At 71.3% G+C, this 25,318-nt stretch carries 27 protein-coding genes; 7 read left to right on the forward strand and 20 right to left on the reverse strand.

Features of this window, described 5'->3' with window-relative positions:
• Positions 1 to 581: 581 nt before the first annotated feature.
• Positions 582 to 1,874 (reverse strand): tyrosine--tRNA ligase, encoded by a 1,293-nt coding sequence (gene tyrS / locus AB0K10_RS23745; RefSeq protein WP_363687103.1) that lies wholly within the window; start codon positions 1,872 to 1,874, stop codon positions 582 to 584.
• Between the two features lie 107 nt (positions 1,875 to 1,981).
• On the opposite strand from tyrS, the gene AB0K10_RS23750 reads away from it, so the two are divergent.
• On the forward strand, positions 1,982 to 2,365 hold the full coding sequence (locus AB0K10_RS23750; protein ID WP_363687105.1) for a PaaI family thioesterase: 384 nt from the start codon (positions 1,982 to 1,984) through the stop codon (positions 2,363 to 2,365).
• Positions 2,366 to 2,376: 11 nt separating this feature from the next.
• On the opposite strand, the gene AB0K10_RS23755 is transcribed toward AB0K10_RS23750, so the two are convergent.
• The 3 genes from AB0K10_RS23755 to AB0K10_RS23765 all read right to left on the reverse strand — a co-directional run bounded on the left by AB0K10_RS23755 (position 2,377) and on the right by AB0K10_RS23765 (position 5,001).
• Positions 2,377 to 3,723, reverse strand: a complete 1,347-nt coding sequence (locus tag AB0K10_RS23755) for a hemolysin family protein (RefSeq protein ID WP_363686802.1) — start codon at positions 3,721 to 3,723, stop codon at positions 2,377 to 2,379.
• A gap of 126 nt (positions 3,724 to 3,849) precedes the next feature.
• Positions 3,850 to 4,491: a hypothetical protein gene (locus tag AB0K10_RS23760; RefSeq protein WP_363686804.1), complete on the reverse strand. Its 642-nt coding sequence runs from the start codon at positions 4,489 to 4,491 to the stop codon at positions 3,850 to 3,852.
• A 9-nt stretch (positions 4,492 to 4,500) separates the two neighbouring features.
• Positions 4,501 to 5,001, reverse strand: a complete 501-nt coding sequence (locus AB0K10_RS23765) for a GNAT family N-acetyltransferase (protein WP_363686806.1) — start codon at positions 4,999 to 5,001, stop codon at positions 4,501 to 4,503.
• A gap of 122 nt (positions 5,002 to 5,123) precedes the next feature.
• On the opposite strand from AB0K10_RS23765, the gene AB0K10_RS23770 reads away from it, so the two are divergent.
• Entirely contained in the window at positions 5,124 to 6,005 is an 882-nt protein-coding gene (locus tag AB0K10_RS23770; protein ID WP_363686808.1) for a universal stress protein, read from the forward strand.
• Here the strand turns inward: AB0K10_RS23770 and AB0K10_RS23775 are convergent.
• The 4 genes from AB0K10_RS23775 to AB0K10_RS23790 all read right to left on the reverse strand — a co-directional run bounded on the left by AB0K10_RS23775 (position 5,935) and on the right by AB0K10_RS23790 (position 9,257).
• Positions 5,935 to 6,633, reverse strand: coding sequence for an FMN reductase (locus tag AB0K10_RS23775; RefSeq protein ID WP_363686810.1), 699 nt, complete (start codon positions 6,631 to 6,633; stop codon positions 5,935 to 5,937). The genes AB0K10_RS23770 and AB0K10_RS23775 overlap by 71 nt on opposite strands.
• The gene (locus AB0K10_RS23780; RefSeq protein ID WP_363686812.1) at positions 6,630 to 7,772 is read right to left on the reverse strand and encodes an LLM class flavin-dependent oxidoreductase; all 1,143 of its coding nucleotides are present in this window, start codon (positions 7,770 to 7,772) and stop codon (positions 6,630 to 6,632) included. Before AB0K10_RS23780 ends, AB0K10_RS23775 begins: the two co-directional genes overlap by 4 nt.
• Before the next feature lie 123 nt (positions 7,773 to 7,895).
• Positions 7,896 to 8,171 (reverse strand): ubiquitin-like small modifier protein 1, encoded by a 276-nt coding sequence (locus AB0K10_RS23785; protein WP_363686814.1) that lies wholly within the window; start codon positions 8,169 to 8,171, stop codon positions 7,896 to 7,898.
• On the reverse strand, positions 8,172 to 9,257 hold the full coding sequence (locus tag AB0K10_RS23790) for an exo-alpha-sialidase (protein ID WP_363686816.1): 1,086 nt from the start codon (positions 9,255 to 9,257) through the stop codon (positions 8,172 to 8,174).
• Positions 9,258 to 9,420: 163 nt separating this feature from the next.
• Between AB0K10_RS23790 and AB0K10_RS23795 the strand changes: the two genes are divergently transcribed.
• Together AB0K10_RS23795 and AB0K10_RS23800 are read left to right on the forward strand one after the other, a co-directional pair.
• Positions 9,421 to 9,633, forward strand: a complete 213-nt coding sequence (locus AB0K10_RS23795) for a type II toxin-antitoxin system HicB family antitoxin (protein WP_363686818.1) — start codon at positions 9,421 to 9,423, stop codon at positions 9,631 to 9,633.
• A complete protein-coding gene (locus AB0K10_RS23800) occupies positions 9,630 to 9,854 on the forward strand; it encodes a type II toxin-antitoxin system HicA family toxin (RefSeq protein WP_363686820.1) in 225 nt (74 codons plus the stop codon). Before AB0K10_RS23795 ends, AB0K10_RS23800 begins: the two co-directional genes overlap by 4 nt.
• Positions 9,855 to 9,858: 4 nt before the next feature.
• Here the strand turns inward: AB0K10_RS23800 and AB0K10_RS23805 are convergent, their stop codons facing one another.
• Positions 9,859 to 10,482 carry a DNA-3-methyladenine glycosylase gene (locus AB0K10_RS23805; RefSeq protein WP_363686822.1) on the reverse strand — a complete coding sequence of 208 codons (624 nt, stop codon included), beginning with the start codon at positions 10,480 to 10,482 and terminating at the stop codon, positions 9,859 to 9,861.
• An 88-nt stretch (positions 10,483 to 10,570) separates the two neighbouring features.
• Between AB0K10_RS23805 and AB0K10_RS23810 the strand changes: the two genes are divergently transcribed.
• Both AB0K10_RS23810 and AB0K10_RS23815 read left to right on the forward strand, forming a co-directional pair.
• Entirely contained in the window at positions 10,571 to 11,026 is a 456-nt protein-coding gene (locus AB0K10_RS23810) for a DNA-binding protein (RefSeq protein WP_363686824.1), read from the forward strand.
• Positions 11,027 to 11,261: 235 nt separating this feature from the next.
• Positions 11,262 to 11,615, forward strand: a complete 354-nt coding sequence (locus tag AB0K10_RS23815; protein WP_363686826.1) for an MmcQ/YjbR family DNA-binding protein — start codon at positions 11,262 to 11,264, stop codon at positions 11,613 to 11,615.
• 42 nt (positions 11,616 to 11,657) lie between these two features.
• Here the strand turns inward: AB0K10_RS23815 and argH are convergent, their stop codons facing one another.
• From argH to AB0K10_RS23870, 11 genes are all read right to left on the reverse strand, one after another.
• A complete protein-coding gene (gene argH / locus AB0K10_RS23820) occupies positions 11,658 to 13,121 on the reverse strand; it encodes an argininosuccinate lyase (RefSeq protein WP_363687107.1) in 1,464 nt (487 codons plus the stop codon).
• A gap of 17 nt (positions 13,122 to 13,138) precedes the next feature.
• Positions 13,139 to 14,341 (reverse strand): argininosuccinate synthase, encoded by a 1,203-nt coding sequence (locus AB0K10_RS23825; protein WP_363686828.1) that lies wholly within the window; start codon positions 14,339 to 14,341, stop codon positions 13,139 to 13,141.
• Complete coding sequence (locus tag AB0K10_RS23830) at positions 14,338 to 14,853, reverse strand: arginine repressor (RefSeq protein WP_363686830.1); 516 nt, start codon at positions 14,851 to 14,853, stop codon at positions 14,338 to 14,340. The genes AB0K10_RS23825 and AB0K10_RS23830 overlap by 4 nt, the downstream gene beginning before the upstream one ends.
• Positions 14,850 to 15,800, reverse strand: coding sequence for an ornithine carbamoyltransferase (gene argF / locus AB0K10_RS23835; protein WP_363686832.1), 951 nt, complete (start codon positions 15,798 to 15,800; stop codon positions 14,850 to 14,852). The genes AB0K10_RS23830 and argF overlap by 4 nt, the downstream gene beginning before the upstream one ends.
• Positions 15,797 to 17,086 carry an acetylornithine transaminase gene (locus AB0K10_RS23840; protein WP_363686834.1) on the reverse strand — a complete coding sequence of 430 codons (1,290 nt, stop codon included), beginning with the start codon at positions 17,084 to 17,086 and terminating at the stop codon, positions 15,797 to 15,799. Before AB0K10_RS23840 ends, argF begins: the two co-directional genes overlap by 4 nt.
• Entirely contained in the window at positions 17,083 to 17,988 is a 906-nt protein-coding gene (gene argB, locus AB0K10_RS23845) for an acetylglutamate kinase (protein WP_363686835.1), read from the reverse strand. The genes AB0K10_RS23840 and argB overlap by 4 nt, the downstream gene beginning before the upstream one ends.
• Entirely contained in the window at positions 17,985 to 19,157 is a 1,173-nt protein-coding gene (gene argJ, locus AB0K10_RS23850) for a bifunctional glutamate N-acetyltransferase/amino-acid acetyltransferase ArgJ (protein WP_363686837.1), read from the reverse strand. The genes argB and argJ overlap by 4 nt, the downstream gene beginning before the upstream one ends.
• The gene (gene argC / locus AB0K10_RS23855) at positions 19,154 to 20,155 is read right to left on the reverse strand and encodes an N-acetyl-gamma-glutamyl-phosphate reductase (RefSeq protein WP_363686839.1); all 1,002 of its coding nucleotides are present in this window, start codon (positions 20,153 to 20,155) and stop codon (positions 19,154 to 19,156) included. The genes argJ and argC overlap by 4 nt, the downstream gene beginning before the upstream one ends.
• A gap of 143 nt (positions 20,156 to 20,298) precedes the next feature.
• Positions 20,299 to 21,126 (reverse strand): hypothetical protein, encoded by an 828-nt coding sequence (locus AB0K10_RS23860; protein WP_363686841.1) that lies wholly within the window; start codon positions 21,124 to 21,126, stop codon positions 20,299 to 20,301.
• A complete protein-coding gene (locus AB0K10_RS23865) occupies positions 21,123 to 23,432 on the reverse strand; it encodes a hypothetical protein (protein WP_363686843.1) in 2,310 nt (769 codons plus the stop codon). Before AB0K10_RS23865 ends, AB0K10_RS23860 begins: the two co-directional genes overlap by 4 nt.
• Complete coding sequence (locus AB0K10_RS23870; RefSeq protein WP_363686845.1) at positions 23,429 to 24,250, reverse strand: hypothetical protein; 822 nt, start codon at positions 24,248 to 24,250, stop codon at positions 23,429 to 23,431. Before AB0K10_RS23870 ends, AB0K10_RS23865 begins: the two co-directional genes overlap by 4 nt.
• Positions 24,251 to 24,426: 176 nt before the next feature.
• Between AB0K10_RS23870 and AB0K10_RS23875 the strand changes: the two genes are divergently transcribed.
• Entirely contained in the window at positions 24,427 to 25,317 is an 891-nt protein-coding gene (locus AB0K10_RS23875; RefSeq protein WP_363686847.1) for a Crp/Fnr family transcriptional regulator, read from the forward strand.
• Position 25,318 lies beyond the last annotated feature (1 nt).

Consider the following 25,318-nt stretch of genomic DNA (forward strand, 5'->3'; position numbering starts at 1 on the left):
CGAAGGCCCGACCAGTCCGGGGTATAAATCATAATTGGCACTGGCTTTACAAGCACCCTGTTGAGTTCTCAAAGAACAACCACACACCGATCAGAAGCCCCACATCAGTGGAACCCCGTTTCGGGGCTTTTCGTTCTGCGTGCTCAGCGCTTTCCAGCGCCAGGCACTTTTACTACGTTACCCGCTGGTTTCTGCCGTGTCAAACCGGTGTTTCGCGGTTCGTCGTGCTTTCTTCCGTGTTGCGGGCACCATGTCTCGACCGGCTCGCGCCGCTCTCGTCACGGTTGCGGCAGGCCGGCCGCAACGGTTTCCCGCTTGCTCGCCCGTTTCCCTACCGACTGACTACCTTACCCGGTCGGTTTCGCCGCACCAAATCCGCCTCGCGGCGTTTCCGTGGGCACCACCCGGTCGCGGGATCCGGCCGGCGAACCCGCCCGACCCCGAGGTCGTCGCCGCGCTCCGGCCGCTTCAGGCTTTCGCCTGTTTCGTCCGTTCCGCGCTGGCAGAGAGAAAGTTACGCGTCCGGCCCGATGATCGTCAAATTCGCCGGACGCGTCCCCCGTCACATCGTCGACAACCGCCTATTCGTCCAGCTCAACGCCCGCGAACGAGCGCTTTCCCCGACGCAGCACCAGGTACCGACCGTGCAGCAGGTCGTCCTTCGACACCGTGGCGTCGACCTCGGTCACCCGGTCGTTGTTCACGTACGCGCCACCCTCGGCGATCACGCGCCGCGCCTCCTTGAGGCCCGTCACCAGCCCGGAGTCCCGCAGGAGGCCCGCCACGTCCGGCAGCTCGCCCGGGATACGCACCAGCCCGGCCTCGGTAAGTGCCGCGCGCAGGGTCTCCGGCGCCAGCTCGTGGAGCGAACCACGCCCGAACAGCGCCTGGCTGGCGGCGATCGCCTGCCGGGTCTCCTCGGCGCCGTGCACCAGCGTGGTCAACTCCTCGGCCAGCGCCCGCTGGGCCAGCCGGGCCGCAGGTCGCTCGGCCGTGGCCTTCGCCAGCTCCTCCAGCTCGTCCCGGGAGCGGAAGCTGAAGTACCGCAGGTAGCGGTCGACTTCTCGATCGTCGACGTTGAGCCAGAACTGGTAGAAGGCGTACGGGCTGGTCATCGTGGGGTCGAGCCAGACGGCACCCCCCTCGCTCTTGCCGAACTTCGTGCCGTCGGCCTTCGTGACCAGCGGGGTGGTGAACGCCTGCACCGGCCCCGCACCGCGCCGCCGGACGTAGTCCACGCCGGCGGTGATGTTGCCCCACTGGTCGGACCCGCCGAACTGGAGCTGGCAGCCGTGCCGGCGGTGCAGCTCGAAGAAGTCGTTGCCCTGCAACAGCTGGTAACTGAACTCGGTGAAGCTGATGCCCGTCTCCAGCCGGGCGCGCACCACCTCCCGGGCCAGCATCTTGTTGACCGGGAAGTGCTTGCCGACGTCGCGGAGGAACTCGACGATCGACATCTCGCCGGTCCAGTCGAGGTTGTTGACCAGCTGCGCCGCGTTCTCACCGGAGTACGACACGAAGGGCGCGAGCTGCTCGCGGATACGCTCGACCCAGCCGGCGATCACCTCGGGCGGGTTGAGCGTCCGCTCGGCGCTCTCCTTCGGGTCACCGATCTGCCCGGTCGCCCCGCCCACCAGCAGCAACGGGCGGTGGCCGGCGAGTTGCAGACGGCGGGCCATGAGGACCTGCATGAGGTTGCCGACGTGCAGGCTCGGGGCGGTCGGGTCGAAGCCCACGTAATAGGTGGTGGCCTTCCCGCTGTCGAGCAGCTCGCGCAGCTCGTCGAGGCCTGTCGAGTCCTGGATCAGGCCACGCCAGAGCAGGTCGTCGGTCAGGGAGTCCCGCGCGGGCGGCGGGAGGCTGCTGTCGGTCACGGTCACCGATTCTCCCCCATCGCCGGCACCGACCCGTACCGGGTTTGACGCAACCCGCCCCGGTTAGGCTGGCGACCCGCTGATCGAGGAGGGTTTCTGCCGTGGAGATGCCGGATGTGACGGGTGGTTTCGTCGCCCTGCTCGGCCTGGAGTTCGAAGAGACGTCCGCCGACCGGGTGGTCATCCGCTGGCAGGTCCGACCGGAGCTGCACCAGCCGTTCGGCATCCAGCACGGCGGGGTCTACTGCTCGGTGGTGGAGACCGCGGCCAGCGTCGGAGGGTCGCTCTGGCTGGCCGACCGGGGCACTGTCGTCGGGGTGTCGAACCAGACCGACTTCCTCCGGGCCGTTCGGGACGGTGAGCTGACCGCGGTCGGCACGCCCGTGCACCGGGGTCGCAGCCAGCAGCTCTGGCAGGTGGAGATCACCGACGCCGATCAGCGGCTGGTCGCCCGCGGTCAGGTCCGGCTGCAGAACCTCTCCCGGGACTGAGCCGGGAGCGGTCAGCTGCGCGCCTCGTCCAACACCGGCTGGATGGACTCGCCGGCGCCGTCACCGCTGTCGTCGGCGTCGTCGTCCGTGGGGAGCTGACTCAGGCGTACCTCGGTGATGGCCCGGTGGTCGATGTCGGCCACCGTCAGCACCCAGCCGTCCAGGGTGACGTCCTCCCCGGCGACGGTGGGGATGTGCCCGAGGCGGGCCAGGACCAGCCCCGCGACTGTGGTGTAGTCGCCGGCCGGGCGCGAGGGCAGCTCGACGCCGATGTCCGGAAGGTCGTGCACCGGGAAGGTGCCGGGCAGCACCATCGCGCCGTCCGGCTCGCGGCGCACCGTGTAGCCGTCCCGGTCGGTCTCGTCGTAGATCTCCCCGACGATCTCCTCCAGGATGTCCTCAAGCGTCACGATGCCGTCGACCGCGCCGCGCTCGTCGACGACAAGAGCGATGTGCTGGCGCTCGGCCTTGAACTGGCGCAGCGCGTCCACCACCGGCAGCGAGTCGGGCAGCAGCATCGGCGGGCGGGCGATCTCGTCGACCGGCCGGTCGTCGGGCACGCCGACCAGGTCACGCAGGTGGATCACACCCGCGGTGTCGTCCAGGCCGCCGTGGCGCACCACGGGCGCCCGGGAGTGCCCGGTGGCGGCCAGCACGAGCCGCGCGGCCTCCGCGGTGGTCCCGCTGTCGAGAGTGAAAACCTGCAACCGGGGTACGAGCACAGCCCGCAACCGCCGGTCGGCGATCTCCACGGCGCCCGCGATGATCGTGCGCTGTTCCTTGGTGAAGCCGTGGTTGCCGGCGACGATGTCGCGCAGCTCGTCCGGGCCGATCTCCTCCGGTTGGTGCTTCGGGTTGAGCCCGACCAGGCGTACGACCAGGTCGCTGGTGGCGCCGAGGGCCCAGACGGCGGGGCGGGTGAGACTGGCGAGCAGATCGAGCGGGCGGGCCACCAGCAGCGCCCACCGCTCGGCGGACTGCATGGCGATCCGCTTGGGGGCCAGCTCGCCGAACACCAGGGTGACGAAGGTCAGCGCGAGGGTGACCACCACGATGGCCACCGTCTCGGCGGCGTTGCCGAACATCCCGAGCAGCGGCACGAGGGGCTTGGCCAGGGAGACCGCCGCGGCGGCGGAGGCCAGGAAGCCCGCGAGGGTGATGCCGATCTGGATGGTGGCGAGGAAGCGGTTCGGGTCCTTGGCGAGGCGGGCCAGCACCCGTCCGGCCCGGCTGGTGCGTTCCAACCGCTGGATCTGGCTGTCCCGCAGTGACACCAGCGCCATCTCACTGCCGGCGAAGAGCGCGTTGATGACGACCAGGATCCCGACCAGGGCCAGTTGGCTCCCGTAGCTCTGCACGCCCGGTTCGCTCCCTCGTGGTGGTGGCACCGGCCCGTACGCACGGCGCCCGCCGGTCGGCGAGCCCGCCCGGCGTACGCGCTTCTGTGCCCCGTGCGGCCTCGGCCGAATCCTGCTCGGGCGACGCTACGCCGGATCGTTTGCCGGTGACGCGGGCAGGTCGAGGACGTACGAGTCGCCCTGGGGGCGGAAGCCGAGCCGATGGTAGTAGGGGGCGACCATGCCGGGTGGGCTCACGACGCGGTGGAAGCCGCGTTCGGTGAAGAGGCGGCTACGCCGGTAGACGAACTCGCCGGGGGTGAAGTCCCGGAATTTCGGGGTGACGTAGTCCAGGTCGATCTGGGCGATCCCGCGGGCCTCGGCGTGCGACAGCACCACGCCGACCACCTCGTCGGCCGTGACCACGAGGAAGGCGGAGCGCTCGGCGGTGTCCGACGCCCAGCGGAAGTCGGGGTTGAACCGGGCGATGTCCGGCGCGTGCACCCGCAGGGTGTGCGCCAGGAACTGGTCGTCGACGCCGACCTCGACCACCTGGTAGGTCTGCTCGTCGTGCCGGGTGGCCAGCATGCCGCGCAGGTACCAGATGTTGATCACCGCGAGCACGATGTTGAGCCCGACCATGGGCCAGACCTCGAGCGCGGCGTTGTAGCCGATCAGGACGAGGCAGCCGACGAGGTTGATCGCGCGCAGCCGTAGGACGCGCGACTGCAGCAGCGACCAGACCAGCACCGCGGAGCCGGCCCAGCCGACCAGATCCAACCAGTTCACCCCGCGAGACTAGTGCCCGCCCAGCTCAGGGACATCGGCGGGCAGCTCCAGCAGCCACTCCTCGACCTCGGCGCCGCGCCCGTTGGCGTACCCCGAGTCCTCACCGACCACGACGAACCCGCACTTGCGCAGCACCGCGAGGGAGGCGGCGTTGTCCTTGGCGGCGCGGGCGTGCACCGGCCTGGGCAGCTCGCGCAGCAGGGCGGCGAGGGCCGCGGTGGCGTGGCCCCGCCCCCAGCGGGCCGGGTCGATCCAGTAGCTGACCTCGGTCTGGTCGTCGACCGGGAAGGCGCTGACGTAACCGACCACCTCGCCGTCGGCCTCGACGGTGCGGACCCGGTTGGCCGGGTCGGTGAGCACCCGCGCCCAGTGCCGGGCGAACTCGCGGTGATCGGACGGGTCCTTGGCGACGAACGCGGCCATCCGGTTGGCCTCGGCATCCTGCTGGTGCAGGAAGAACTCGACGAGGTCGTCCTCGCGGACCGGGCGCAGTCGCACTTCGGAGGTCATCCGGCGAGGGTACGTCTCGCCGGTGACAGGTCGGGGCCTCCGGCTCGCGCACCGACCGGCGCGTTCGCCGCCGCCGCGGCCTCTCGGCGCCGACAATGAGTCGACCGACCCTGGGAGGGCCGATGAACCGACCTGTCGTGGTGGGTGTCGACGGATCGCCGTCCAGCCTCGTCGCCGCGGAACACGCGGCCCGCGCCGCCCTGCTCCGGTCCCGGCCGCTGCTCCTGGTACACGGTTACCTGCACGCGCTCGGCTACGGCGTGCCCCTCAACCCGTACGACCTCGGGGTTCCGGGGCCGTCGGAGGAGGCGCGGAAGGTGCTGGAACGGACGGCGGCCGACCTGGCCGCCCGGTGGCCCGGCCTCGCCGTGGAGGCCCGTCAGGTCGCCGGCGGGCCCGGCGCGACGATGGTCGAGGAGTCCCGACGGGCGGATCTCGTCGTGGTTGGCAGCCGCGGGTTGGGTGGGTTCGCCGGTCTGCTGCTCGGATCGGTCGGCGCGCAGGTGGCCGCGCACGCGCACTGCCCGGTGCTTGTGGTTCGACCGGACGAGCAGCCGATCGAGCTGGACACCCCGGTGCTGGTCGGCGTGGACGGGTCCGAGTCGTCGCGGGTGGCGGTGGCCTACGGCGCCGCCGAGGCGGCGCTGCGGGACGTCGCGCTGGTGCTCGTGCACGTCGGCCCGCTGGACGGGGACCGGCCGCTGCCGGACGAGATCGAGGAGGCGCAGGCCGCGTACCAGGCCCAGTCGGTGCGGCTGTTGGCCGAGGCGTCCGCTCTCGTCCGGGCCGAGCATCCCGATCTGGCGGTGCGGGAGCATCCGATCCGGGCGACCGGCGCGGCCCGGGGGCTCATCGAGGCGAGCGGCACGGCGTCGCTGCTTGTCGTGGGCACCCGGGGCCGGCACGGATTCACCGGTCTGCTGCTCGGCTCGGTCAGCCAGGCTGCGATTCAGCACGCGCACTGCCCGGTGCTTGTCGCGCACCCGTACGACCCGCCGAGGTGACCGGAGCGTCGTCGCCCCCGCCGAGCATCTGCAGGAAGTCGGTGGTGAGGGCGAACGGGTCGGCGGGGCCGCTGGCGGGCAGCCGGCGCTCGACCTGGTCGGCCAACTCGCCGGCGGCGCGACGGATGCGGCCGCGCAGGGCGCCGTCGACGGTGCCGCCGGACCAGTCCTCCGGGGCGGCGAAGACCGAGGTGGGGACCACCACCGCCCGCAGGTAGCTGAACATCGGGCGGAGGGCGTGCTCCAGGGCGAGGGAGTGCCGGGCCGTGCCGCCGGTGGCCCCGATGAGCACCGGCCGGTCGACGAGCGACTCGGCCTCCAGCACGTCGAAGAAGGACTTGAACAGCCCGTTGTACGACGCGTTGAAGATCGGCGTCACGGCGATGATGCCGTCCGCCCCGGTCACCGCGTCGATGGCCTCGCGCAGCGCGGCCGGCGGGAAACCGGTGAGCATGTTGTTGACCACGTCGTGGGCGTACTCGCGCAGGTCGACGACCCGCAGCTCCGCCTCGGCGCCGCGCCGGACCAGCTCGTCGCGGGTCGCCCCGGCGAGCTGGTCGGCGAGCAGCCGGGTGGACGAGGGCTGGCTCAGCCCCGCCGAGACCACGGCGATCGTACGGCGGGTCATCGGGTCGCCCCCTCCGGCGCCTTGCCCGTCACGTCGTCGACGGCGTGCACGGTGCTGTCCTTGCCGCCACCCGCGGCGGCTACCAGGAAGGCGTGCGTCGGCGCGTCCGGCACGTGCGCGGGACGCAGCGAGTCGAACTCCTTGCGCAGCACCGGCACGACCTCCTCGCCGAGCAGGTCGAGCTGCTCCAGCACCGTCTTGAGCGGGAGCCCGGCGTGGTCCATCAGGAACAGCTGCCGCTGGTAGTCGCCGACGTACTCACGGAAGCCGAGCGTGCGGTCGATGACCTGCTGCGGGCTGCCCACGGTCAACGGGGTCTCCCGGGTGAACTCCTCCAGCGACGGCCCGTGCCCGTAGACCGGGGCGTTGTCGAAGTACGGCCGGAACTCCCGGACCGCGTCCTGCGAGTTGCGCCGCATGAACACCTGGCCGCCGAGGCCGACGATGGCCTGGTCGGCGGAGCCGTGGCCGTAGTGCGCGTACCGCTGGCGGTAGAGCCCGACCATCCGCTGGGTGTGCTCCTTGGGCCAGAAGATGTGGTTGGCGAAGAAGCCGTCGCCGTAGTACGCGGCCTGCTCGGCGATCTCGGGGCTGCGGATCGAGCCGTGCCAGACGAACGGCGGCACACCGTCGAGCGGGCGCGGCGTCGAGGTGAACGACTGCAACGGGGTGCGGTACTTGCCCTTCCAGTCGACCACGTCCTCGCGCCACAGCCGGTGCAGCAGGTCGTAGTTCTCGATCGCGAGGGGAATGCCGGCGCGGATGTCCTTGCCGAACCACGGGTAGACCGGGCCGGTGTTGCCGCGACCCATCATCAGGTCCACCCGGCCGTCGGACAGGTGCTGGAGCATCGCGTAGTCCTCGGCGATCTTCACCGGGTCGTTGGTGGTGATCAGCGTGGTCGCGGTGGACAGCAGCAGCCGTTCGGTGCGGGCCGCGATGTGACCGAGCATGGTGGTCGGGGACGACGGGACGAACGGCGGGTTGTGGTGCTCACCTGCGGCGAAGACGTCGAGCCCGACCTCTTCGGCCTTCAGGGCGATGGCGACCATCGCCTTGATCCGCTCATGCTCGGTCGGCTCCCGACCGGTGGTCGGATCGACCGTGACGTCACCGACGGTGAAGACTCCGAACTGCATGACCAGCTCCTCGCGTGTCAACCGGGTGCCGTCGTGGTACCCGGACGCAGCTCACAACTTATTTGACGAGTCAACTATTCCGCCGGCGACCTATCTGGCAGTGGCTCCGGTCACTCCCGGGAATCAGCCCCCGGCGACCGAGGGCAGCACCTGCACCTGGGCGTCCTCCCCGACAGGTGTGGCCAGCCCGCCGGAGTGCCGGCAGTCCTCCCCGTCGACGTAGACGTTGACGTAGCGGCGCAGCTCGCCACGCTCGTCGCGGATCCGCCGAGCCAGCCGGGGGTGATCGGCGGCCAGCTCGTCGAGGACCGCCCCGAGCGTGCCGGCCGCGGCGACACTGAGCCGACTCGCGCCACCGGCCTCGCCGCGCAGCGGGCCGGGCAGCAGCACGGTGACCACTCAGACCACCGCCGCCCGCACGCACAGCACGTCGGGCAGGTGCGCGGCCACCTGCGACCAGGAGTCGCCCTCGTCCCGGCTGGCGTAGACCTCGCCGGAGCGGGTGCCGAAGTAGACGCCGCCCGGAGTGGCGTCGTCGGCGCACATCGCGTCGCGCAGCACCGCCGGATAGAACGGACCCTCGGGCAGGCCCACCGACAGCGGCTCCCACTTGCCACCGGCGTCGGCGGAGCGGAACACCCGGCAGCGGTGGTCGGCGGGGAACCGTTCGACGTCGGCCACCAGCGGGAACGTCCACACCATCCCGGGTCGAGCGGGGTGCGACACCATCGGGAAGCCGAAGTCGCTGGGCAACCCGTCGGCGATCGACGACCAGGTGCGGCCGTCGTCGTCGGAGCGGTAGACGCCGAAGTGGTTCTGCGCGTACAGCCGCTCGGGGTTGCCGGCGTCCCGCGCGACCTTGTGCACGCACTGGCCGAACTCCGGCCACTCGTCGGCCAGGCCGGCGGCGCGGATGCCCACGTTGCCCGGTGCCCAACTCGCCCCGGCGTCCTGCGAGCGGTAGACCCCGCCCGTGGACATGGCGACCAGCACCCGGGCCGGGTCGCGCGGGTGGGGCAGCACGGTGTGCACGGCCTGGCCGCCGAACCCGGCCTGCCAGTGCGGGCGGTGCGGATGGTCCCAGAGGGCGCGAACCAGCTCGAAGCTGCGGCCACCGTCGCTGGAGCGGAACAGCGCCGACGGCTCGGTGCCGGCCCAGACCACGTCCGGCTCGTCGGCGCCGGCCGGCATGAGTTGCCAGACCCGCCCCAGGCTCGCGCCGGTGTCGGACGGGAACGCCACCGGCGCGTGGTCGGGCTCGTCCCAGGAGGCGCCCAGGTCGTCGCTTGTCGCGACGCTGGGGCCGAAGTGTGAGCTGGTCACCCCGGCGAGCAGCAGCGGGGTGGCACGGCGGGTGTCGAGCGCGACCGCGTACACGCTGGTCTGCGGGTGGTGCGGGCCGCTGACCTCCCAGGTACGCCGGTCGTCGGCGCTGGTGGCGAGGAACAACCCCTTCGCGGTGCCGATCGCGAGCAGCGTTGCCATGGACGTCCTCCGAACCGTCGGTGGGCAGGTGGGGTGATTATGGCCACACCCCCCGACAGGCTCGCGGGCCACACGCCGTGTGCGCCGGCGACGACGTGTGGCACCCCTCTCGACACCATCGGACTCGTAGGATGACGGCGTTACCTTCCCAAGGAGGGCCTCGATGGTTCGGACGTTCACTGCGGCGGTGCACGAGGAAGACGACTGGTACGTCGCGCGGTGCCTGGAGCTGGAGGTGGCTAGCCAGGGCGAGACGCTCGACGAAGCGCTGACCAATCTGCGCGAGGCGGTCGAGGTCTACCTCGAAGAGGTCTCCCAACCCACCATCGAAGCCACCCCCCTGGTGACGTCCTTCCAGGTGGGAAGGGCGGCATGAGCCCAGCCCTGGCGGATCTTCCGCTGCGTAAGGTGCTGGCGGGGCTCAGAAAGGCCGGCTTCGATCAAGTACGGATCAAGGGAAGCCACGCGGTCTACCGGAACTCTGCCGGAAACGTGGTGGTGGTCCCTCAGCACGCCACCATCAAGCGCGGCACTCTGGCTTCGATCCTCCGCCAAGCAGGGTTGACGCCAGCGGAATTCCAACACTTGATCGATTAGCCGGTCACCCTTCGGCCTTTCGAGGAGGGCGGCGACGCGGCACGTGTCGGCGGTATGCGCTGACCGTGGGATCGCCGGTTATCCAGAAGCGCCACGGGACGTCGTGTGCGGCGGCCACCCCGACGCGCGGTCCTGCGGAGATGGCCGACTTCGCGACCGGACGCGTCGGCGGCGTCAACAGCAGCGGGCCGTTCCCGTCGAGCATGGACGTGCCGTTGGCCGTCGCGCCGATACCGAGCGCGACGACCAGTCGGGCGGGGCCGCGAGCGAGGTCACGGTCGGGCACGTCTCCCCTGCGTTTGCGGGCGACGTCCACGCCCTCGATGACCTCACCCGCGCGCAGCAGGACGGCTGCCGCCTCCCCCTCGTCGCCGCACACGATGTTGAGACACCAGTGCACGCCGAACACGAAATACGTGTAGGCGTGCCCGGCCGGCCCGTACATGACTGTGGTACGCGGGGTCGGGCCCCGGTGCGCGTGCGAGGCCGGATCCTCCCCGGTGCCCGCGTACGCCTCGACCTCGGTCAGCCTGACCCGGACGCCGCCGGCCGTGATCTCCCAGCCGAGGAGCGTCTGCGCCGTCTCGGGCACCTGGGCGGCGGGGGCGTGCAACCACGAATAGTCCACTGCTTCAGGAAACGTCGGATACGAGCGATCGGCAACTCCGCTTGAACGAATTGTTGACAACTTTGCGTTGATGGGGTGTGCTCGGGGTATGACGACCGAGGAGCTGTTCACCGCCCCCGACCCGGCCCGCGCTCGCGCCCACCGCACCCACGAGGCGCTGCAACGGATCAGTGAGCGGCACGCCGGCTCCGACGCCCGGCGGGGCCGCTGGGCCCACCCGTACGTGCTGGACCCGTGGGAGGCGGTGGCTCTGGTCACCGCCCTCGCCGCCGGCGGGGCCGAGCGGGAGCCCGCCGAGGAGCCGGTGGACGCCGCCGACCTCACCGCCGCGCTGACCCTGCTGCCGCACGTCCGCGCCGAGCTCGACGCCCTGGAGGCCGGGCTGCTCACGCTGGCCCGCGACCGGGGGCTGACCTGGCAGTCCATCGCGTACGGGCTGGGTCTGGGCAGCGCACAGGCCGCGCGGCAGCGCTACGAGCGGGTCGCCGCTCGCTCGGCCGAGCCAGCGCCCGACCCGCAAGATCGTGCGGAAACAGGGAAGTAGGGGCAGCACCGCGGTCAAGGCCACGGGATCCAGGATCACGCACGACCGTGCGAGCCGGGCTGGCCCGCCGCGACCCGGCAGGCGACCCCGGCGGAGCGGATCGGCCGGGCACCGGCGGAGCGGATCGGCCGGGCACCGGCGGATCGGATGGCCGGGCACCGGCGGAGCGGATCGGCCGCGCACCGGCGGATCGGCGGCCGGGCGGGCAGACTGTGCCCACGACGAGGAGGCACCCATGGAGCGCGCGGAGATGCTGGCGTACTGCCTGGCCAAGCCGGGAGCCTGGCTGGACCGGCCGTGGGAGGGCGACGAGGTGGTGAAGGTGGGCAGCCGGATCTTCGCGTTCCTCGGCAACGGGGACGGAAAGCCCACGGTCGGCATCAAGTGCGGCCAGACCCGGGAGATCGCCGACGAGTGGCTGCGCCGCCACCCCGACGACGCCCGGGTGATGGCCTACATCGGCCGGTCCGGGTGGAACACGCTGCGCCTCAACGGCGGGATCGACGGCGAGGAGCTGACCGAGGCGGTCGACGCGTCGTACGACATGGTCGTGGCGAAGCTCCCCAAGCGGGAGCGCCCGACGGTCTGAACCACCGTGGCGCCGGCGGCTCGCGCCGACGCCACGGTGGCCTCAGCGGGGTACGACCCGCTCGGTGGCCCAGTCCCGCCAACCGGCCAGCTGGTCCGCCGCGGCGGCGAGCTGGTCGGCGACCGGGCCGGGGCCCGTCGAGCCGGGGGTAATTCGGGCCGCGAGGGCCGAGCGCACCGACAGCACGTCGCGCACCGAGGGGTCGAGGTGCTCGCTTACCGCGGCCAGATCGGCGTCGGAGACGTCCTCCAGCTCACACTCCCGAACCGCGCAGAGCGCCACCAGCCGACCGGTGATCTCGTGCGCGTCGCGGAACGGCACGTTGCGCCGGACCAGCCAGTCGGCGACCTCGGTGGCCAGGGAGAATCCGACCGGGGCGGCGGCGACGAGGCGGTCCACCCGGACCGTCATCGTGGAAATCATCCCCGCCAGGGCCGGCAGCAGCAGCTCCAGGGTGTCGACCGCGTCGAACGCGGGCTCCTTGTCCTCCTGCATGTCCCGGTCGTACGTCATCGGCAGGCCCTTGAGCATGGTCAGCACCGTCATCAGGCCGCCGACCAGACGGCCGGACTTGCCCCGGGCCAGCTCGGCGATGTCCGCGTTCTTCTTCTGCGGCATGATCGACGACCCCGTCGCGAAGGCGTCGTCCAACTCCACCCAACCGAACTCGTGCGAGGTCCAGAGCACCACCTCCTCGCCGAGTCGGGACAGGTGCACCCCGATCAGCGCGGTGGTGAAGAGGAACTCGGCCACGAAGTCCCGGTCGGCGACCGCGTCCATCGAGTTGGCGAACGACGTCCGGAAGCCCAGCTCCTTGGCCACGGCCACCGGATCCAGCGGAAGCCCGGAACCGGCGAGCGCGCCCGCGCCGAGCGGGCTGATCGCCGCCCGGTGGTCCCAGTCGCGCAGCCGCTCCAGGTCGCGCAGCAGCGGCTGCACGTGGGCGAGCAGCCAGTGCCCGAAGGTGACCGGCTGGGCGTGCTGGAGGTGGGTCATGCCGGGCGCGGCGGTGTCGATGTGCCGCTCGGCCTGCTCGACCAGCGCCTCGGCGAGCTCGACGAGTCGGCTGGCCACACCCCGCGCGTGGTCACGCAGGTAGAGCCGCAGGTCGGTGGCGACCTGGTCGTTGCGGGACCGGCCGGCGCGCAGCTTGCCGCCGAGGCTGCCCAGGCGCTCCAGGAGACCCCGCTCCAGCGCCGTGTGCACGTCCTCGTCGTCGACGGTGGGCCGGAACGCCCCCGAGGCACAGGCCGCCTCCAGGTCGTCCAGGGCGGCCAGGATCCGACCCAGCTCCTCCGGGTCGAGCAGACCGGCGCCGGCGAGGACCCGGGCGTGCGCCCGGGAACCAGCGATGTCGTACGGGGCCAGGCGCCAGTCGAACTGCACGCTCACCGACAGTCGGGCGAGCGCCTCCGCGGGGCCGCCGGCGAACCGGCCACCCCACAGGCTCGTCCGGTTGGTGCCAGCGCTGTTCTCGGTGAGGCTCTTGTCGTCCACCCCGCCCATTGTGGTCCCCATGGTCGTCAGCCTCCCAGCCGGGCGTCCCGCGCGGCGGCGAGCCCGCTCGGCAGACCCCACAGCCGCACGAAGCCCTTCGCGAGGGTCTGGTCGAAGGTGTCCCCGGTGTCGTAGGTCGCCAGCCCGAAGTCGTACAGGCTCTCCTCGGAGCGCCGGCCGGTGACGGTCGCCCGGCCGCCGTGCAGGGTCAACCGCACCTCGCCGCTCACGTGCCGCTGCGCGTCGTCGATGAACGCGTCCAGCGAGTCCTTCAGCGGCGAGAACCACAGGCCGTCGTAGACCAGCTCGCCCCAGCGCTGGTCCACGCTCTTCTTGAACCGGGCCAGGTCCCGCTCGACTGTCACCGCCTCCAGCTCCTGGTGGGCGGTGATCAGCGCGATCGCGCCGGGCGCCTCGTACACCTCGCGGCTCTTGATGCCGACCAGGCGGTCCTCGACCATGTCGAGCCGGCCGACGCCCTGGGCGCCGGCACGCCGGTTGAGCTCCAGGATCGCCTGGTACGGGGTGACGGTCTCGCCGTCGATCGCGACCGGCACGCCGCCGTCGAAGGTGATCACCACCTCGTCCGCGTCGCGGGGCTCCGCCGGGTCGTCGGTGTACGAGTAGAGGTCCTCGATCGGTGCGTTCCAGATGTCCTCCAGGAAGCCCGTCTCCACGGCGCGACCCCACAGGTTCTGGTCGATCGAGTACGGGGACTTCGCCGACACGTCGATCGGCAGCCCCTTCTCCTCGGCGAACGCGATCGCCTTGTCCCGGGTCCAGGCGAAATCGCGGGCCGGGGCGATGATCTTCAGGTCGGGAGCGAGCGCGTTCAGGCCCACCTCGAACCGGACCTGGTCGTTGCCCTTGCCGGTGCAGCCGTGCGACACGATCGTCCCGCCGTGCGTACGCGCGGCCGCCACCAGGTGCTTGACGATCAGCGGCCGGGACAGCGCCGACACCAGCGGGTAGCGGTCCATGTAGAGGGCGTTCGCCCGGATGGCCGGCACGCAGTAGTCGGCGGCGAACTCGTCGCGCGCGTCGATGACCTCGGACTCCGCCGCGCCGCAGTCCAGCGCGCGCTGCCGGATGGCGTCGAGGTCCTCCCCGCCCTGCCCGACGTCGACCGCCACCGCGATCACCTCGGCGCCGGTCTGCTCGGCCAGGTAGGGGATCGCCACGGAGGTGTCCAACCCCCCGGAGTACGCGAGGACGACCCGCTCGGTCATGACGTGGTGTTCCCTTCGACGGTGTCGTCCCGGCGGGCCCAGCCGGCGAGCTTGTCACCGAGTGCGGCCCCGCCGACGGCCTCGCGGGCCACGACGAGGATGGTGTCGTCGCCGGCGATGGTGCCGACGATCTCCGGCAGGCCCGCCCGGTCCAACGCGCTGGCCAGGTACTGGGCCGCGCCCGGCGGGGTACGCAGCACGGCGATGTTGCCGCTGGAGTCGACCCCGTTGAGCAGTTCACGCAGCAGCCGCACCAGCCGGGCCGGCGCGGCTTCGGCGTCGCGCAGCGGCCGCTGGCCGTCCTCCGGGATCAGGTAGACGGCCGGCCCGTCGCCGCCGCGCACCTTGACCGCGCCCAGCTCCTCCAGGTCCCTCGAGAGGGTGGCCTGGGTGACGACGACGCCGTCGGCGGCGAGCAGGTCGGCCAACTCGGTCTGCGATCGTACGGGCCGGTCCCGGATCAGCTCCACGATCCGGGCGTGCCGGGCGGCTCGGGTCAGCGGCCCGGTCATCGTCGGTCTCCGGTCGCGGCGTCGCCCGTCGCGTCCAGCAGGAACGCCAGCAACGCCTTCTGCGCGTGCAGTCGATTCTCCGCCTGGTCGAAGACCGCGCTCTGTGGCCCGTCGAGCACCTCGTCGGTGATCTCCTCACCACGGTGCGCCGGCAGGCAGTGCAGCACGATCGCGTCCGGCGCGGCCTGACCGAGCAACTCCTTGTTGACCTGGTACGGCAGGAACGGGGTGATCCGGTCCAGCCCGTCGGACTCCTGCCCCATCGACGTCCAGGTGTCGGTGGCCAGCACGTCGGCGTCGCGTACCGCCTCGGTCGGGTCGGTCAGCACCCGCACCGACCCGCCGGTGTCGGCGGCGATCCGGGTCGCCCGGTCCAGGACGGCCGGATCGGGCGCGAACCCCGCCGGCCCGGCGATCCGCACGTGCATGCCGGCCAGCGCCCCGGCCAGCAGATACGACTGCGCCATGTTGTTCGCGCCGTCGCCCACGTACGTCAGGATGCGGCCGGCCGTGCCGCCGCACCGCTCCCGCACGGTCAGCAGGTCGGCCAGCAGTTGGCACGGGTGGAAGCCGTCGGTGAGCGCGTTGACCACCGGCACGGTGGCGCCCTCCGCCACCTCGGCGATCCGCTCGTCCCCGTGGGTACGCAGCACGATCGCCGCGACGTAGCGGGACAGCACACGTCCCGCGTCCGCCAGGGACTCCCCCCGGCCGAAGTGGGTGACCTGCGTGTCCACGACCAGCGGGTGCCCGCCCAACTCGGCGATCCCCACGTCGAACGAGATCCTGGTGCGCAGACTCTGCTTGTCGAACAGCACCGCCACCGAACGGGGGCCGGCCAGCGGCCGGTGACCGAAGCGGTCCGCCTTCAGGTGCGCGGCCAGGTCGAGGACCGTGGACTGCTCGGCCGGCGAAAGGTCGTCGTCGCGCAGGAAGTGCCGAGTCATGCGGTCGTCCCCGTGGTCGTGGTGGTCGGCGTGGTCGTGGTGGGCGTCGAGATCTTGGAGGATTCCGGCCCCTGGAGGGGCGCCTTCGCACCAAGATCTGCGTCGGTCCCGGCGGCCGCCGGGACCGTCGCGTCCAGGGCGGCGGGGAGGGCGGCGAGGAAGGCGTCGACCTGGGCTGCGGTGAGGATCAGGGGTGGGACCAGCCGGACCACACCCGGCTGCACCGCGTTGACCAGGAAGCCGGCATCCCGCAGCGCCCCGGCGAGGACCGGCGCCACAGGAGCGTTGAGCGTCACGCCGAGCAGCAGCCCCGCCCCGCGTACGCCGTCGATCAGCGGATGGCCCAGCGCCTCGACGCCCCGGCGCAGCCGTTCGCCGACGCGCTTGACGTGGTCGAGCAGCCCCTCGTTGGCGATGGTGGCCACCACGGCGAGCGCTGCGGCGCAGCTCACCGGGTTGCCGCCGAAGGTGGTGCCGTGCGAGCCGGGGGTGAGCAGGTCGGCGGCCCGACCGAAGGCCAGCGTCGCGCCGAGCGGCAGCCCACCACCCAACCCCTTGGCCAGCGTCACCACATCGGGCTCCACGCCCTCGGCCTGGTGGGCGAACCAGTGCCCGGTGCGGCCGATACCGGTCTGCACCTCGTCGAGCACCAGCAACGCCCCGTGCCGGGAGGTGATCCGCCGCGCCGCCGCCAGGTAGCCAGCCGGCGGGACCACGACGCCGTTCTCGCCCTGGATGGGCTCCAGGATCACCATGGCGGTGGCGTCGGTGACCGCCGCCTCGAGGGCGACGACGTCGCCGAAGTCGACGTGTGTCACCTCGCCGGGCAGCGGCCGGAACGGGTCGGCCTTGGCCGGCTGGCCGGTGAGGGCGAGAGCGCCCATGGTGCGGCCGTGGAACGCGCCGTTGGTGGCCACCACGTGGGTGCGCCCGGTGCGCCGGGACAGCTTGAACGCCGCCTCGTTCGCCTCCGCACCGGAGTTGGCGAAGAAGACCCGGCCGTGCCGGCCGGCGAGGGCCAGCAGCAGCTCCGCGAGGGCGACCGGCGGCTCGGCGACGTAGAGGTTGGAGACGTGCCCGAGCGTGGCCACCTGCTTGGACACCGCCGCCACCACCGCCGGGTGGGCGTGGCCGAGGGCGTTCACCGCGATCCCGCCGACCAGGTCCAGATATTCGCGGCCCGCGTCGTCGACCACCACGGCGCCCGCGCCGGAGACCAGCCCCAGCGGCGGGGTGCCGTAGTTGTCCATCATGGACTGCTTCCACCGCTGCACCAGGCTGCTCATGCCCCGACCATCCCGTCCTGAAGCACTACCATCGTTCCGAACCCTTCGGAGGTGAAGACCTCCAGCAACGTCGAGTGCGCCACCCGACCGTCGACGACGTGCGCCGCGGGCACTCCCCCACGCACCGCGCGCAGGCACGCCTCCATCTTGGGCACCATCCCCGACTCGAGACTGGGCAGCAGCTTGGCCAGGTCGTCCGCGGTGATCTCGGAGATCAGGCTGGTGGTGTCCGGCCAGTCCGCGTACAGGCCGGCCACGTCGGTGAGCACGACCAGCTTGCGGGCCCGCAACGCGACCGCGAGCGCGGCGGCGGCGGTGTCCGCGTTGAGGTTGTGCAGCACCCCGTCGACGTCCGGCGCGACCGTCGAGATCACCGGGATCCGGCCGGCGTCGATGAGGTCGGTCACCGCCGAGGTGTCCACCGACTCGACGTCGCCGACCTGGCCGACGTCGACAGGCAGCCCGTCCACGTACGCCGGGCGGCGCACCGCGGTGAACAGCCGGGCGTCCTCGCCGGAGAGCCCCACGGCGAACGGGCCGTGCGAGTTGATCAGCCCGACCAGCTCCCGGCCCACCTGCCCGACCAGCACCATCCGGACCACGTCCATCGCCTCGGCGGTCGTCACCCGCAGGCCGCCCCGGAACTCGCTGGCGATGCCGAGCCGGCCCAGCATGGCGGAGATCTGCGGGCCGCCGCCGTGCACCACGACGGGCTTCAGACCGGCGTAGCGCAGGAACACCATGTCGGCCGCGAACGCCCGTTGCAGCGCCGGCTCGGTCATGGCGTTGCCGCCGTACTTGACCACCACTGTCGAACCGGAGAAACGCGCCAACCAGGGCAGCGCCTCGATCAACGTCTCCGCCTTGGCCTGCGCGCGGGTGAGATCGCCACTGAGACTCATGTTGAGTACGCCGAGTTCTCGTGCACGTACGCGTGCGACAGGTCGTTGGTCCAGATCGTCGCCATCTCGTCGCCGGCGTGCAGGTCGATCCGGATCGTCACGTCCCGGCCGGTGAGGTCGACCTTCGAGCGGTCCTCGGCGGCCGCGCCACCCCGGCACACCCACACCCCGTTGACGGCGACGTCCACCTCGTCCGGCTCGAAGGCGGCGGCGGTCGTGCCGACGGCTGCGAGGATCCGGCCCCAGTTCGGATCGTTGCCGAACAGCGCGGTCTTGACCAGGTTGTTGCGGGCCACCGAACGGCCCACCTCGACCGCGTCGTCCTCGTCGGCGGCGCCGACCACGTCGATGGCGACCTGTTTGGTGGCGCCCTCCGCGTCGGCAACCAACTGCTGGGCCAGGTCGTGGCAGGCCGTGGTCAGCGCCGCGGCCAATTCGGCGGGGGACGGCTCGATGCCGCTCGCGCCGCTGGACAGCAGCAGCACCGTGTCGTTCGTGGACATGCAGCCGTCGGAGTCGACCCGGTCGAAGGTGACCCGGGTGGCCGCTCGCAACGCTTCGTCCAGCGCCGCCGGCCCGGCCACCGCGTCGGTGGTGAGCACGCAGAGCATGGTGGCCATCCCCGGCGCGAGCATCCCGGCGCCCTTGGCCATCCCACCGACAGTCCAGCCGCTGCCCCGCGCCACAGTCGTCTTCGCCCGCGTGTCGGTGGTCATGATCGCCTCGGCGGCGGCCGGGCCACCGTCGCGCGACAGCCCCCGGATCGCCGCGCGGACCCCGGGCAGCAGCTTCGGCATCGGCAACCGCTCACCGATCAGGCCGGTGGAGCAGACCGCCACCTCCCCGGCGCCGAGGAGCAGCCGCGGACTGACCGCGCTCAGCGCGGCGGCCGTGTGCTCGGCCGTTGCGTGGGTGTCCTGGAAGCCGGCCGGGCCGGTGCAGGCGTTCGCGCCACCGGAGTTGAGCACCACGGCGCGGACCACACCGCCCTGCACGACCTGCTGGGTCCAGCGCACCGGCGCGGCCTTGACGCGGTTGGTGGTGAAGACACCGGCGACACCGGCGTCCGGGCCGTCGTTGACCACCAGCGCGACGTCCGCGCCACCGCTGGCCTTCAAACCGGCGGCGACCCCGGCCGCCCGGAACCCCCGAGGGGTGGTGACGCTCATGGTGTGACTCCCCAGACGGACAGGCCCGTCGTCTCCGGCAGGCCGAGCATCAGGTTGGCGTTCTGCACGGCCTGACCGGCCGCGCCCTTGCCCAGGTTGTCCAGGGCGCTGAGCACGATCAACCGACCCGAGTCGACATCGACGGTGGCTTGCAGATGGCACGAGTTGGAACCCAGCGTCGCCGCGGTGTGCGGCCAGCGCCCCTCCGCCAGCACGTGCACGAACGGCGCGTCCGCGTACGCCCGCGCCAGCACCTCCTGGGGGTCGACGCCGCGCGCCGGCACCGCCGTGACCGTGGCCAGGATGCCGCGCGGCATCGGCGCCAGGACGGGCGTGAACGACAGGCCGGTGGCGCCGGTGGCCTGCTTGATCTCGGGTACGTGCTGGTGGGTGCCGACCCGGTACGGCGACAGGTCCCCCAGCACCTCGCTGGCCAGTAGGTGAGGCTTCGCCGCCCGGCCCGCGCCGGACGTGCCGGAGGCGGCGACCACCACCACGTCGGCAGGGCTGGCCGCGCCGTCGGCGATCAGCGGCGCGAGCGCCAGGGTGATCGCGGCGGCGTAGCAGCCGGTGTTGGCGACCCGGGTCGACCCGGCGATCAGCTCCCGCTGGCCGGGCAGCTCGGGCAGCCCGTAGGTCCACTGGCCGGCGTGCGTGCCGCCGTAGTACTGCGCCCAGGCGTACGGGTCGGCGAGCCGGTGGTCGGCGCCCAGGTCGACGATGCGTACCTCGGGCGGGAGCTGGGCCGCGAGGGCAGCCGACTCGCCGTGCGGCAGCGCCAGGAAGACCAGGTCGGCGTCGGCGAGGGTGGACGGATCGGTCTCGCCGAGCACCAGGTCGAGCCCGGTGAGCTGCGGGTGCACCACGTCGACGCGGTGCCCGGCCTGGCGGTGCGCGGTGGCGGCGACCAGATCGAACTCCGGGTGCCCGGCGACCAGGCGCAGCAACTCACCTCCGGCGTACCCGCTCGCTCCGGCGACCGCGACTCGGATCCCCATACTCACCTCCGCATGACTATGCAGCGAAGATTAACAAGGGCGGTAAAATACTGCAAGTTCATGCAGACCACTGCATGTAGATGAAACCGTAAATCCGCAGTGGGCGTCCTCCGTCGCACAGGTGCGACGGAGGACACCAAGCATCAGTTCATCCGATCCGACAAGCCATGCTGTCGCTCGTACGTCCTGAGGGCCGCGTCCCACGCCTCCGTGTACTCGCTCGGCCCCATACCGAGATCGCCGTGCCCCCGGACCGCCTCGCGCAAGAGCTTCACGAGATCGGGAACGGTCTCCCGACGTTCCTCCACGTACCGACGGAACACCTCGGCGAACTGCTCACCGGTCAGACGCGCCGCGTGCGAAGTGACCGGATCGTCCTCGAGGTTCTCCAGCACCGCACACCACCGACGCGTCAACTCGTCCGCCTGGGTCGCCCTGATCTTCTGCAACTCATGATCACACTCGAGTCGGATCCGATCCTCCCAGTACGGCCTGAGTCGCTCCCGTACACGCTCGTCCGGGCTGACGCGAATGAGCACACCGAAGTGCGCGGCACCCTCGCGCGGCCAGCGCTGGCCACCGAGACGGTTGTTCAGCGCACGCTCCAGGTCATGCGAGCGGTGGGGTTCGTGCTCACGTGCCAGGTCCATCGCGCGTTCCCGGACGATCCCGCCGGCCCAAGCCAGGTAGCGCTCGGCGCGGAGCCGAAGCTCCTCGTAGATCATGTTCTGCGCGGTCCAGTTGTAGACGACGTGCAGACGGAAGTCGAACGCGTCCCCCTTGGCCGGCACCAGGATCGGCGCCGGGACGTCCTGACGGAACGTCACCGTGGCCGGAACGACCGGTGGAGGCGGGGCGGGGGGTAGCGGGAGCTCGGCAGGCGGGAAGAGAGCGTGCCACCAACGACGGCGTTCCACCTGACGGGGCAGGGGCGGTCTCGTGCCGGGGCCACCGGCGGAGTCCATGGTCATGGCGTCTCCTCATCGATCAGTCGTTGTACGTCGTCGAGCAGGTCGTTCTGGGGCATCACGGGACGCCACACGTGGTGCAGCTGGTGGTCGAGGCGATGACGCAGTGCGGGCTGTCCAGCGATCACGTGGCGCACGAGGTCCCGGCAGTGGCCGGAGACGGTCGGTTGCTGGTCCGCCCGGTCCAGCCAGAACCCGAGAGTCCGCCATGAGCGGTACGCCGTCCACGGCAGGCTGAGGGCGACCGCCCAGAGGGCGGCCAGGTCGGCCAGACGGATCGTTCCCTGATCGACCAGGTGCAGCAGCTCCGGCCAGTGCTCATTCGGCGGTTCCGCCCAACGGTCCGCGAGCACCCGCAGGGCCCGCGCGGCGTGGAGTCGCACCTCGGGGTCGGCGGACGCCGTCCAGCCCACGAGCGCCGGCACGACGCTCGCAGCATGTCCGTCTTGGTACACCTCGACCAGCCCTCGGACGACGGAGTTGTTCCGCCGCTGCATCCGGCCCTGCGCCACCTGGCGCAACTGGGCCAACGCCGCGTCCGGCCAGAGTCGGGCCAACCCGAGGCTGTACGCGCGCGCCACGGTGTCCTGGAGATGCGCTGCTGGACCGGCGGCCCACTGATCCAGCTCGGCGCGGACCCGATGACGCAACGTCGGCTGCATGGCCATGGCGACCAGCACGATCGCTGCCGCTTGTCGGACCCCGGCCCGCCGTTCCCGGGCCAACGCCCCCACCGCGTCGAGGGCCGCCCGCACATCGCGCGTCGCCGACCATCCGATGGCCCCGGCAGCGGCCTGCCGAACCGGCGGAACGTTCCCTCGGATCAAATCGGCGAGCCAGTCGAGGAGTTGCCCGGGCGACCACCAGTCAGTCCACGCGACATCCAGCAGTGCCGACCGGATCGACTCCGTACCCGTCGGGAAGTCGATCCGGCACCCACCCGGCGCGCGCGCATCGGGCACCCGTGCGGCGGCTTGGCTCAGTGTCGGCCCCAACAGCGCGTCGATCGCCGACCCACGCAGGGGCGCACCGATCGGCATCGCGTCGAGGAGGTCCCGTCGGGCCAGACGTTGAGCTGCCTCGTGTATCTCGGCCACCGGCTGTCCGGCCAGCACGGCGCAGGAGAGGCGGAACGCGCGTATCTCCTCGTCGGTGAACCCGCCCAGATCCTCGCCGCCGCGTCGCACGTCGAAGATCTCGACGGCGCGCTCCCGAAGTTGGAGCGGCAGAAACTGCTCCAGCCGCTCGGCCAGGGCGCCGGCCTTGGGAACGGTGCGCGTGATCGTCGCGACGACCTCCAGGACCTCGGTGGGTCGGGGCTCTCCGGCGAGGTAGGCCGACAACAGTGGATGCCCGAGACAGTCCAGATCCACATACCGCTCCAGGCAGCGGCCGTCGCAGGCGTCCGTGCACCAGCCGACACACTGCCCGCGGAGCTGATGGCGAAGTTGCGCCCGAAACACCTCGGCCGCCGGTGCCGGGCGGTGGTCCACGACGTGGCCGACGTAGTCGTGCTTCCGCTGGGAGAAGTCGCCGACCAGGACCACAGTCGTGCCCGAGGTCGCGGCCCTGGCGGCCAGCGCCACGAGCGTGAATCCGTCGACCGCCCGGAGGACCGCCTCGCTCAGTTCGACCACGTAGCCGTGCCCCGCGGGCAACGACACCTGCGCGCCGAGCAGATCCGACAAGTGCTCGACGCCGAGCACACCGACCCGGTCGAAGCCGTGTCTGCGGGCCACCGCCAGAGTCGCCGAAGTGAACCGTCCACTCCCCACCGGCCCGGAGAGGCAGACCAGGTGGTGATGGTGGAGATGGTGATCGAGTCCCCTGTCACTGGGCGTGGACGCGTACCCGCTGGCAGTCTCGCGGACGCTCGCCTCGACAAGTGTTTCGAACCAGACGCGCCCAGCGCCGTCGGATCGGGCGGCGATGACATTGACGGTCCCGATGGCGACGGCGCCGTGACCGGTGGCGTTCTGCCCATGAACCCGAACATCGCCGACTCCGATGCTGCTCGATCCACCCAGCAGGCCAGCCAGTCGGCGCAGCACGTCCGTGGGGTCGAGGAGGTCTTCAGGTTCGTCCGCCTCCTCCTCCGGTGGCTCCTCGGGCTCTTCCTGCGTCGAACCCGGCTCGTCCTCGCCGTCCAAGGAACCCGTGGCCGGCGACGCGTCCCGCGATCCGGCGAGCACACCAGCACCGGCGTCGCCGAGCGGGTCGTCGACAGAGGGCTCGTCCGACACGTCGTACGGGAGGTCGTCCAGATCCCGCTCGGTGCCGGCGGAGACAGGGGGATATCGAACGATCATCGGGGATTGCCTCGTCTCGGGCCGACGTTCGCGTCGCGGCCGACTGAGCCGATCGCCGTCGCACCCTGGCCGACCGCGTTCTGCCCCTTGACACGGATGTCACCGGTACGAATCCCGCCGTGGCCTGTTGCGTCGTTGGCTGGCTTGACCTGAGCGTTGTCTGTCGGCTTCTCCCCAGCCTGGGCAGGGCCATCCCCAACGGGGGGCACGGCCCCCCGGACCGCGGTGCCGCCGAGGTCCTCGTCCACCACGCACAGCCAGGCGTGCTCGCGGAATTCCTTGTCCGGATGGGCCACCTCGATCCGCACGAAACGCTCCGGGCGCATCTCCTCCGGATACTCGCTGACCACGTCCCGGAAGATCTCGGTCGAGACGACAAGCGCCACCCCCGCCTCGGGAAAGGCGGCGAGGGCCTTCTTGACGGGATCGGCCTCACACAGGCGACAGACGAAGACGACGGCGTTGCCGGGGAAGCCGTTCGCACCGTCCAGATGCACCAGCCCCTGGTGCACGGCCACCCGGAGGCGGATTCGGGCAACGGGGAGTCTGCTGCTGTTGTGGCTGCGCAGCCGCCGGTTCAGCTCGGGTACGAACCTCCCGATGACACGAGACTCGGACACCTCGCGGGGCACGATCGCCAGCTCGCCGTCGCCCGCCTGCTGAGTGATCCATGCCACGCGGTCCAGGCCGACAGCACCAGCGGCCTCGTGCAGCAGTTCTCGAAAATGGCGTTGCGCCTCATACTGTTGCAGGTTGCTGCGCCGGCTGTACCGCTCCATATCCACAGATATCAACAGTCGCCGCTCGGGGTGTTGCATAAGACTCCCGCCCTTCGTCACCCGGCTCGCCCAACGGGCAAGCGCCGCAGGAGCCATCGAACCGCCGGGGACTGATCGGGATCCCGTAGAAGTACGGCATCATCTCGGATTGTCGAGAAGCGGTCATCCCGTCCTGTTCGGGAGTCCGTCACACCACCGAGCGGTGTCCTTGTCGCATGAGGACGGATCTGTTCGAGCTGCTGCTCGCCCTCGGATGGTCGCCGCTGGCGGTGCTGGCACTGACGGTCGTTCGCGCCCTGATCGACGTCGTGATTAAGGCAGGGGGATTGCGCTCCGCACAGGAACGGCTACGCTTCGGCGGCTGTCCTTGGAGAAGGAGGCGGAGACCGCAGATGCGACGACCACACGAGCTGCCCGGTGGTGAGTGGCCCTATGGAACGTTCCTGCAACGGCTCGCGCCGCCGGTTCGGACGGAGCTGTTGGGGCTCGGGGTCCGTCGCAGTGTGCCCGCGGGGCAGATCGTGATTCACGAGGGCATACAGGAAGCTCACCTCGTGCTGCTGGAGGATGGTCTGACCAAGGTGACGGCGTCCCTGCCGGACGGCCGGTCCGCCCTGCTGTCACTACGGGTCGGGGGCGATCTCGTCGGCGAGATGTCCGCGCTGAACGACGAACCCCGTTCCGCCACCGTCACGACCTGCGGACCGGCGAGGTACAGCGTGATTCAGCCGGATCGGTTCAAGCGATTCCTCAAGGAACATCCCGACGCTGCTCTCGAGCTCGCCGCGATGGTGTCCGACCGGTTACGTTGGTCCAATCGACGACGGATCGACTTCACCTCGTACCCTGTGAAACTCCGCGTCGCCCGAGTGATCGCAGAACTCTGCCGCACCCACGGTCGGCAGGGAGTCGGCGGCATCATCATCGACGTACGACTCACCCAGCCCGACCTGGCCACCATCTGCGGCGCTTCGGAGACCTCCATCCAGAAGGCGCTGCGGGAGCTACGCGCCGAGAGACTTGTCGACACCGACTACCGCCGGATCACCGTCCGCGATCTGACGAGCCTGCGGAGGCTGGGCAATCTGGAACCCACCGACGGCTGAC

The organism is Micromonospora sp. NPDC049274, assembly GCF_040678875.1.
Classification (GTDB): Bacteria; Actinomycetota; Actinomycetes; order Mycobacteriales; family Micromonosporaceae; genus Micromonospora.

What these genes read in the sequence shown, in the direction of transcription:
- AB0K10_RS23750 (WP_363687105.1), top strand. Translation starts at nt 1,982, where the DNA reads ATGCCGGATGTGACGGGTGGTTTCGTCGCCCTGCTCGGCCTGGAGTTC.
- AB0K10_RS23765 (WP_363686806.1), bottom strand. Translation starts at nt 5,001, where the DNA reads ATGACCTCCGAAGTGCGACTGCGCCCGGTCCGCGAGGACGACCTCGTC.
- AB0K10_RS23770 (WP_363686808.1), top strand. Translation starts at nt 5,124, where the DNA reads ATGAACCGACCTGTCGTGGTGGGTGTCGACGGATCGCCGTCCAGCCTC.
- AB0K10_RS23775 (WP_363686810.1), bottom strand. Translation starts at nt 6,633, where the DNA reads ATGACCCGCCGTACGATCGCCGTGGTCTCGGCGGGGCTGAGCCAGCCC.
- AB0K10_RS23780 (WP_363686812.1), bottom strand. Translation starts at nt 7,772, where the DNA reads ATGCAGTTCGGAGTCTTCACCGTCGGTGACGTCACGGTCGATCCGACC.
- AB0K10_RS23790 (WP_363686816.1), bottom strand. Translation starts at nt 9,257, where the DNA reads ATGGCAACGCTGCTCGCGATCGGCACCGCGAAGGGGTTGTTCCTCGCC.
- AB0K10_RS23795 (WP_363686818.1), top strand. Translation starts at nt 9,421, where the DNA reads ATGGTTCGGACGTTCACTGCGGCGGTGCACGAGGAAGACGACTGGTAC.
- AB0K10_RS23800 (WP_363686820.1), top strand. Translation starts at nt 9,630, where the DNA reads ATGAGCCCAGCCCTGGCGGATCTTCCGCTGCGTAAGGTGCTGGCGGGG.
- AB0K10_RS23810 (WP_363686824.1), top strand. Translation starts at nt 10,571, where the DNA reads ATGACGACCGAGGAGCTGTTCACCGCCCCCGACCCGGCCCGCGCTCGC.
- AB0K10_RS23815 (WP_363686826.1), top strand. Translation starts at nt 11,262, where the DNA reads ATGGAGCGCGCGGAGATGCTGGCGTACTGCCTGGCCAAGCCGGGAGCC.
- argH (WP_363687107.1), bottom strand. Translation starts at nt 13,121, where the DNA reads ATGGGCGGGGTGGACGACAAGAGCCTCACCGAGAACAGCGCTGGCACC.
- AB0K10_RS23825 (WP_363686828.1), bottom strand. Translation starts at nt 14,341, where the DNA reads ATGACCGAGCGGGTCGTCCTCGCGTACTCCGGGGGGTTGGACACCTCC.
- AB0K10_RS23830 (WP_363686830.1), bottom strand. Translation starts at nt 14,853, where the DNA reads ATGACCGGGCCGCTGACCCGAGCCGCCCGGCACGCCCGGATCGTGGAG.
- argF (WP_363686832.1), bottom strand. Translation starts at nt 15,800, where the DNA reads ATGACTCGGCACTTCCTGCGCGACGACGACCTTTCGCCGGCCGAGCAG.
- AB0K10_RS23840 (WP_363686834.1), bottom strand. Translation starts at nt 17,086, where the DNA reads ATGAGCAGCCTGGTGCAGCGGTGGAAGCAGTCCATGATGGACAACTAC.
- argB (WP_363686835.1), bottom strand. Translation starts at nt 17,988, where the DNA reads ATGAGTCTCAGTGGCGATCTCACCCGCGCGCAGGCCAAGGCGGAGACG.
- argJ (WP_363686837.1), bottom strand. Translation starts at nt 19,157, where the DNA reads ATGAGCGTCACCACCCCTCGGGGGTTCCGGGCGGCCGGGGTCGCCGCC.
- argC (WP_363686839.1), bottom strand. Translation starts at nt 20,155, where the DNA reads ATGGGGATCCGAGTCGCGGTCGCCGGAGCGAGCGGGTACGCCGGAGGT.
- AB0K10_RS23860 (WP_363686841.1), bottom strand. Translation starts at nt 21,126, where the DNA reads ATGACCATGGACTCCGCCGGTGGCCCCGGCACGAGACCGCCCCTGCCC.
- AB0K10_RS23865 (WP_363686843.1), bottom strand. Translation starts at nt 23,432, where the DNA reads ATGATCGTTCGATATCCCCCTGTCTCCGCCGGCACCGAGCGGGATCTG.
- AB0K10_RS23870 (WP_363686845.1), bottom strand. Translation starts at nt 24,250, where the DNA reads ATGCAACACCCCGAGCGGCGACTGTTGATATCTGTGGATATGGAGCGG.
- AB0K10_RS23875 (WP_363686847.1), top strand. Translation starts at nt 24,427, where the DNA reads ATGAGGACGGATCTGTTCGAGCTGCTGCTCGCCCTCGGATGGTCGCCG.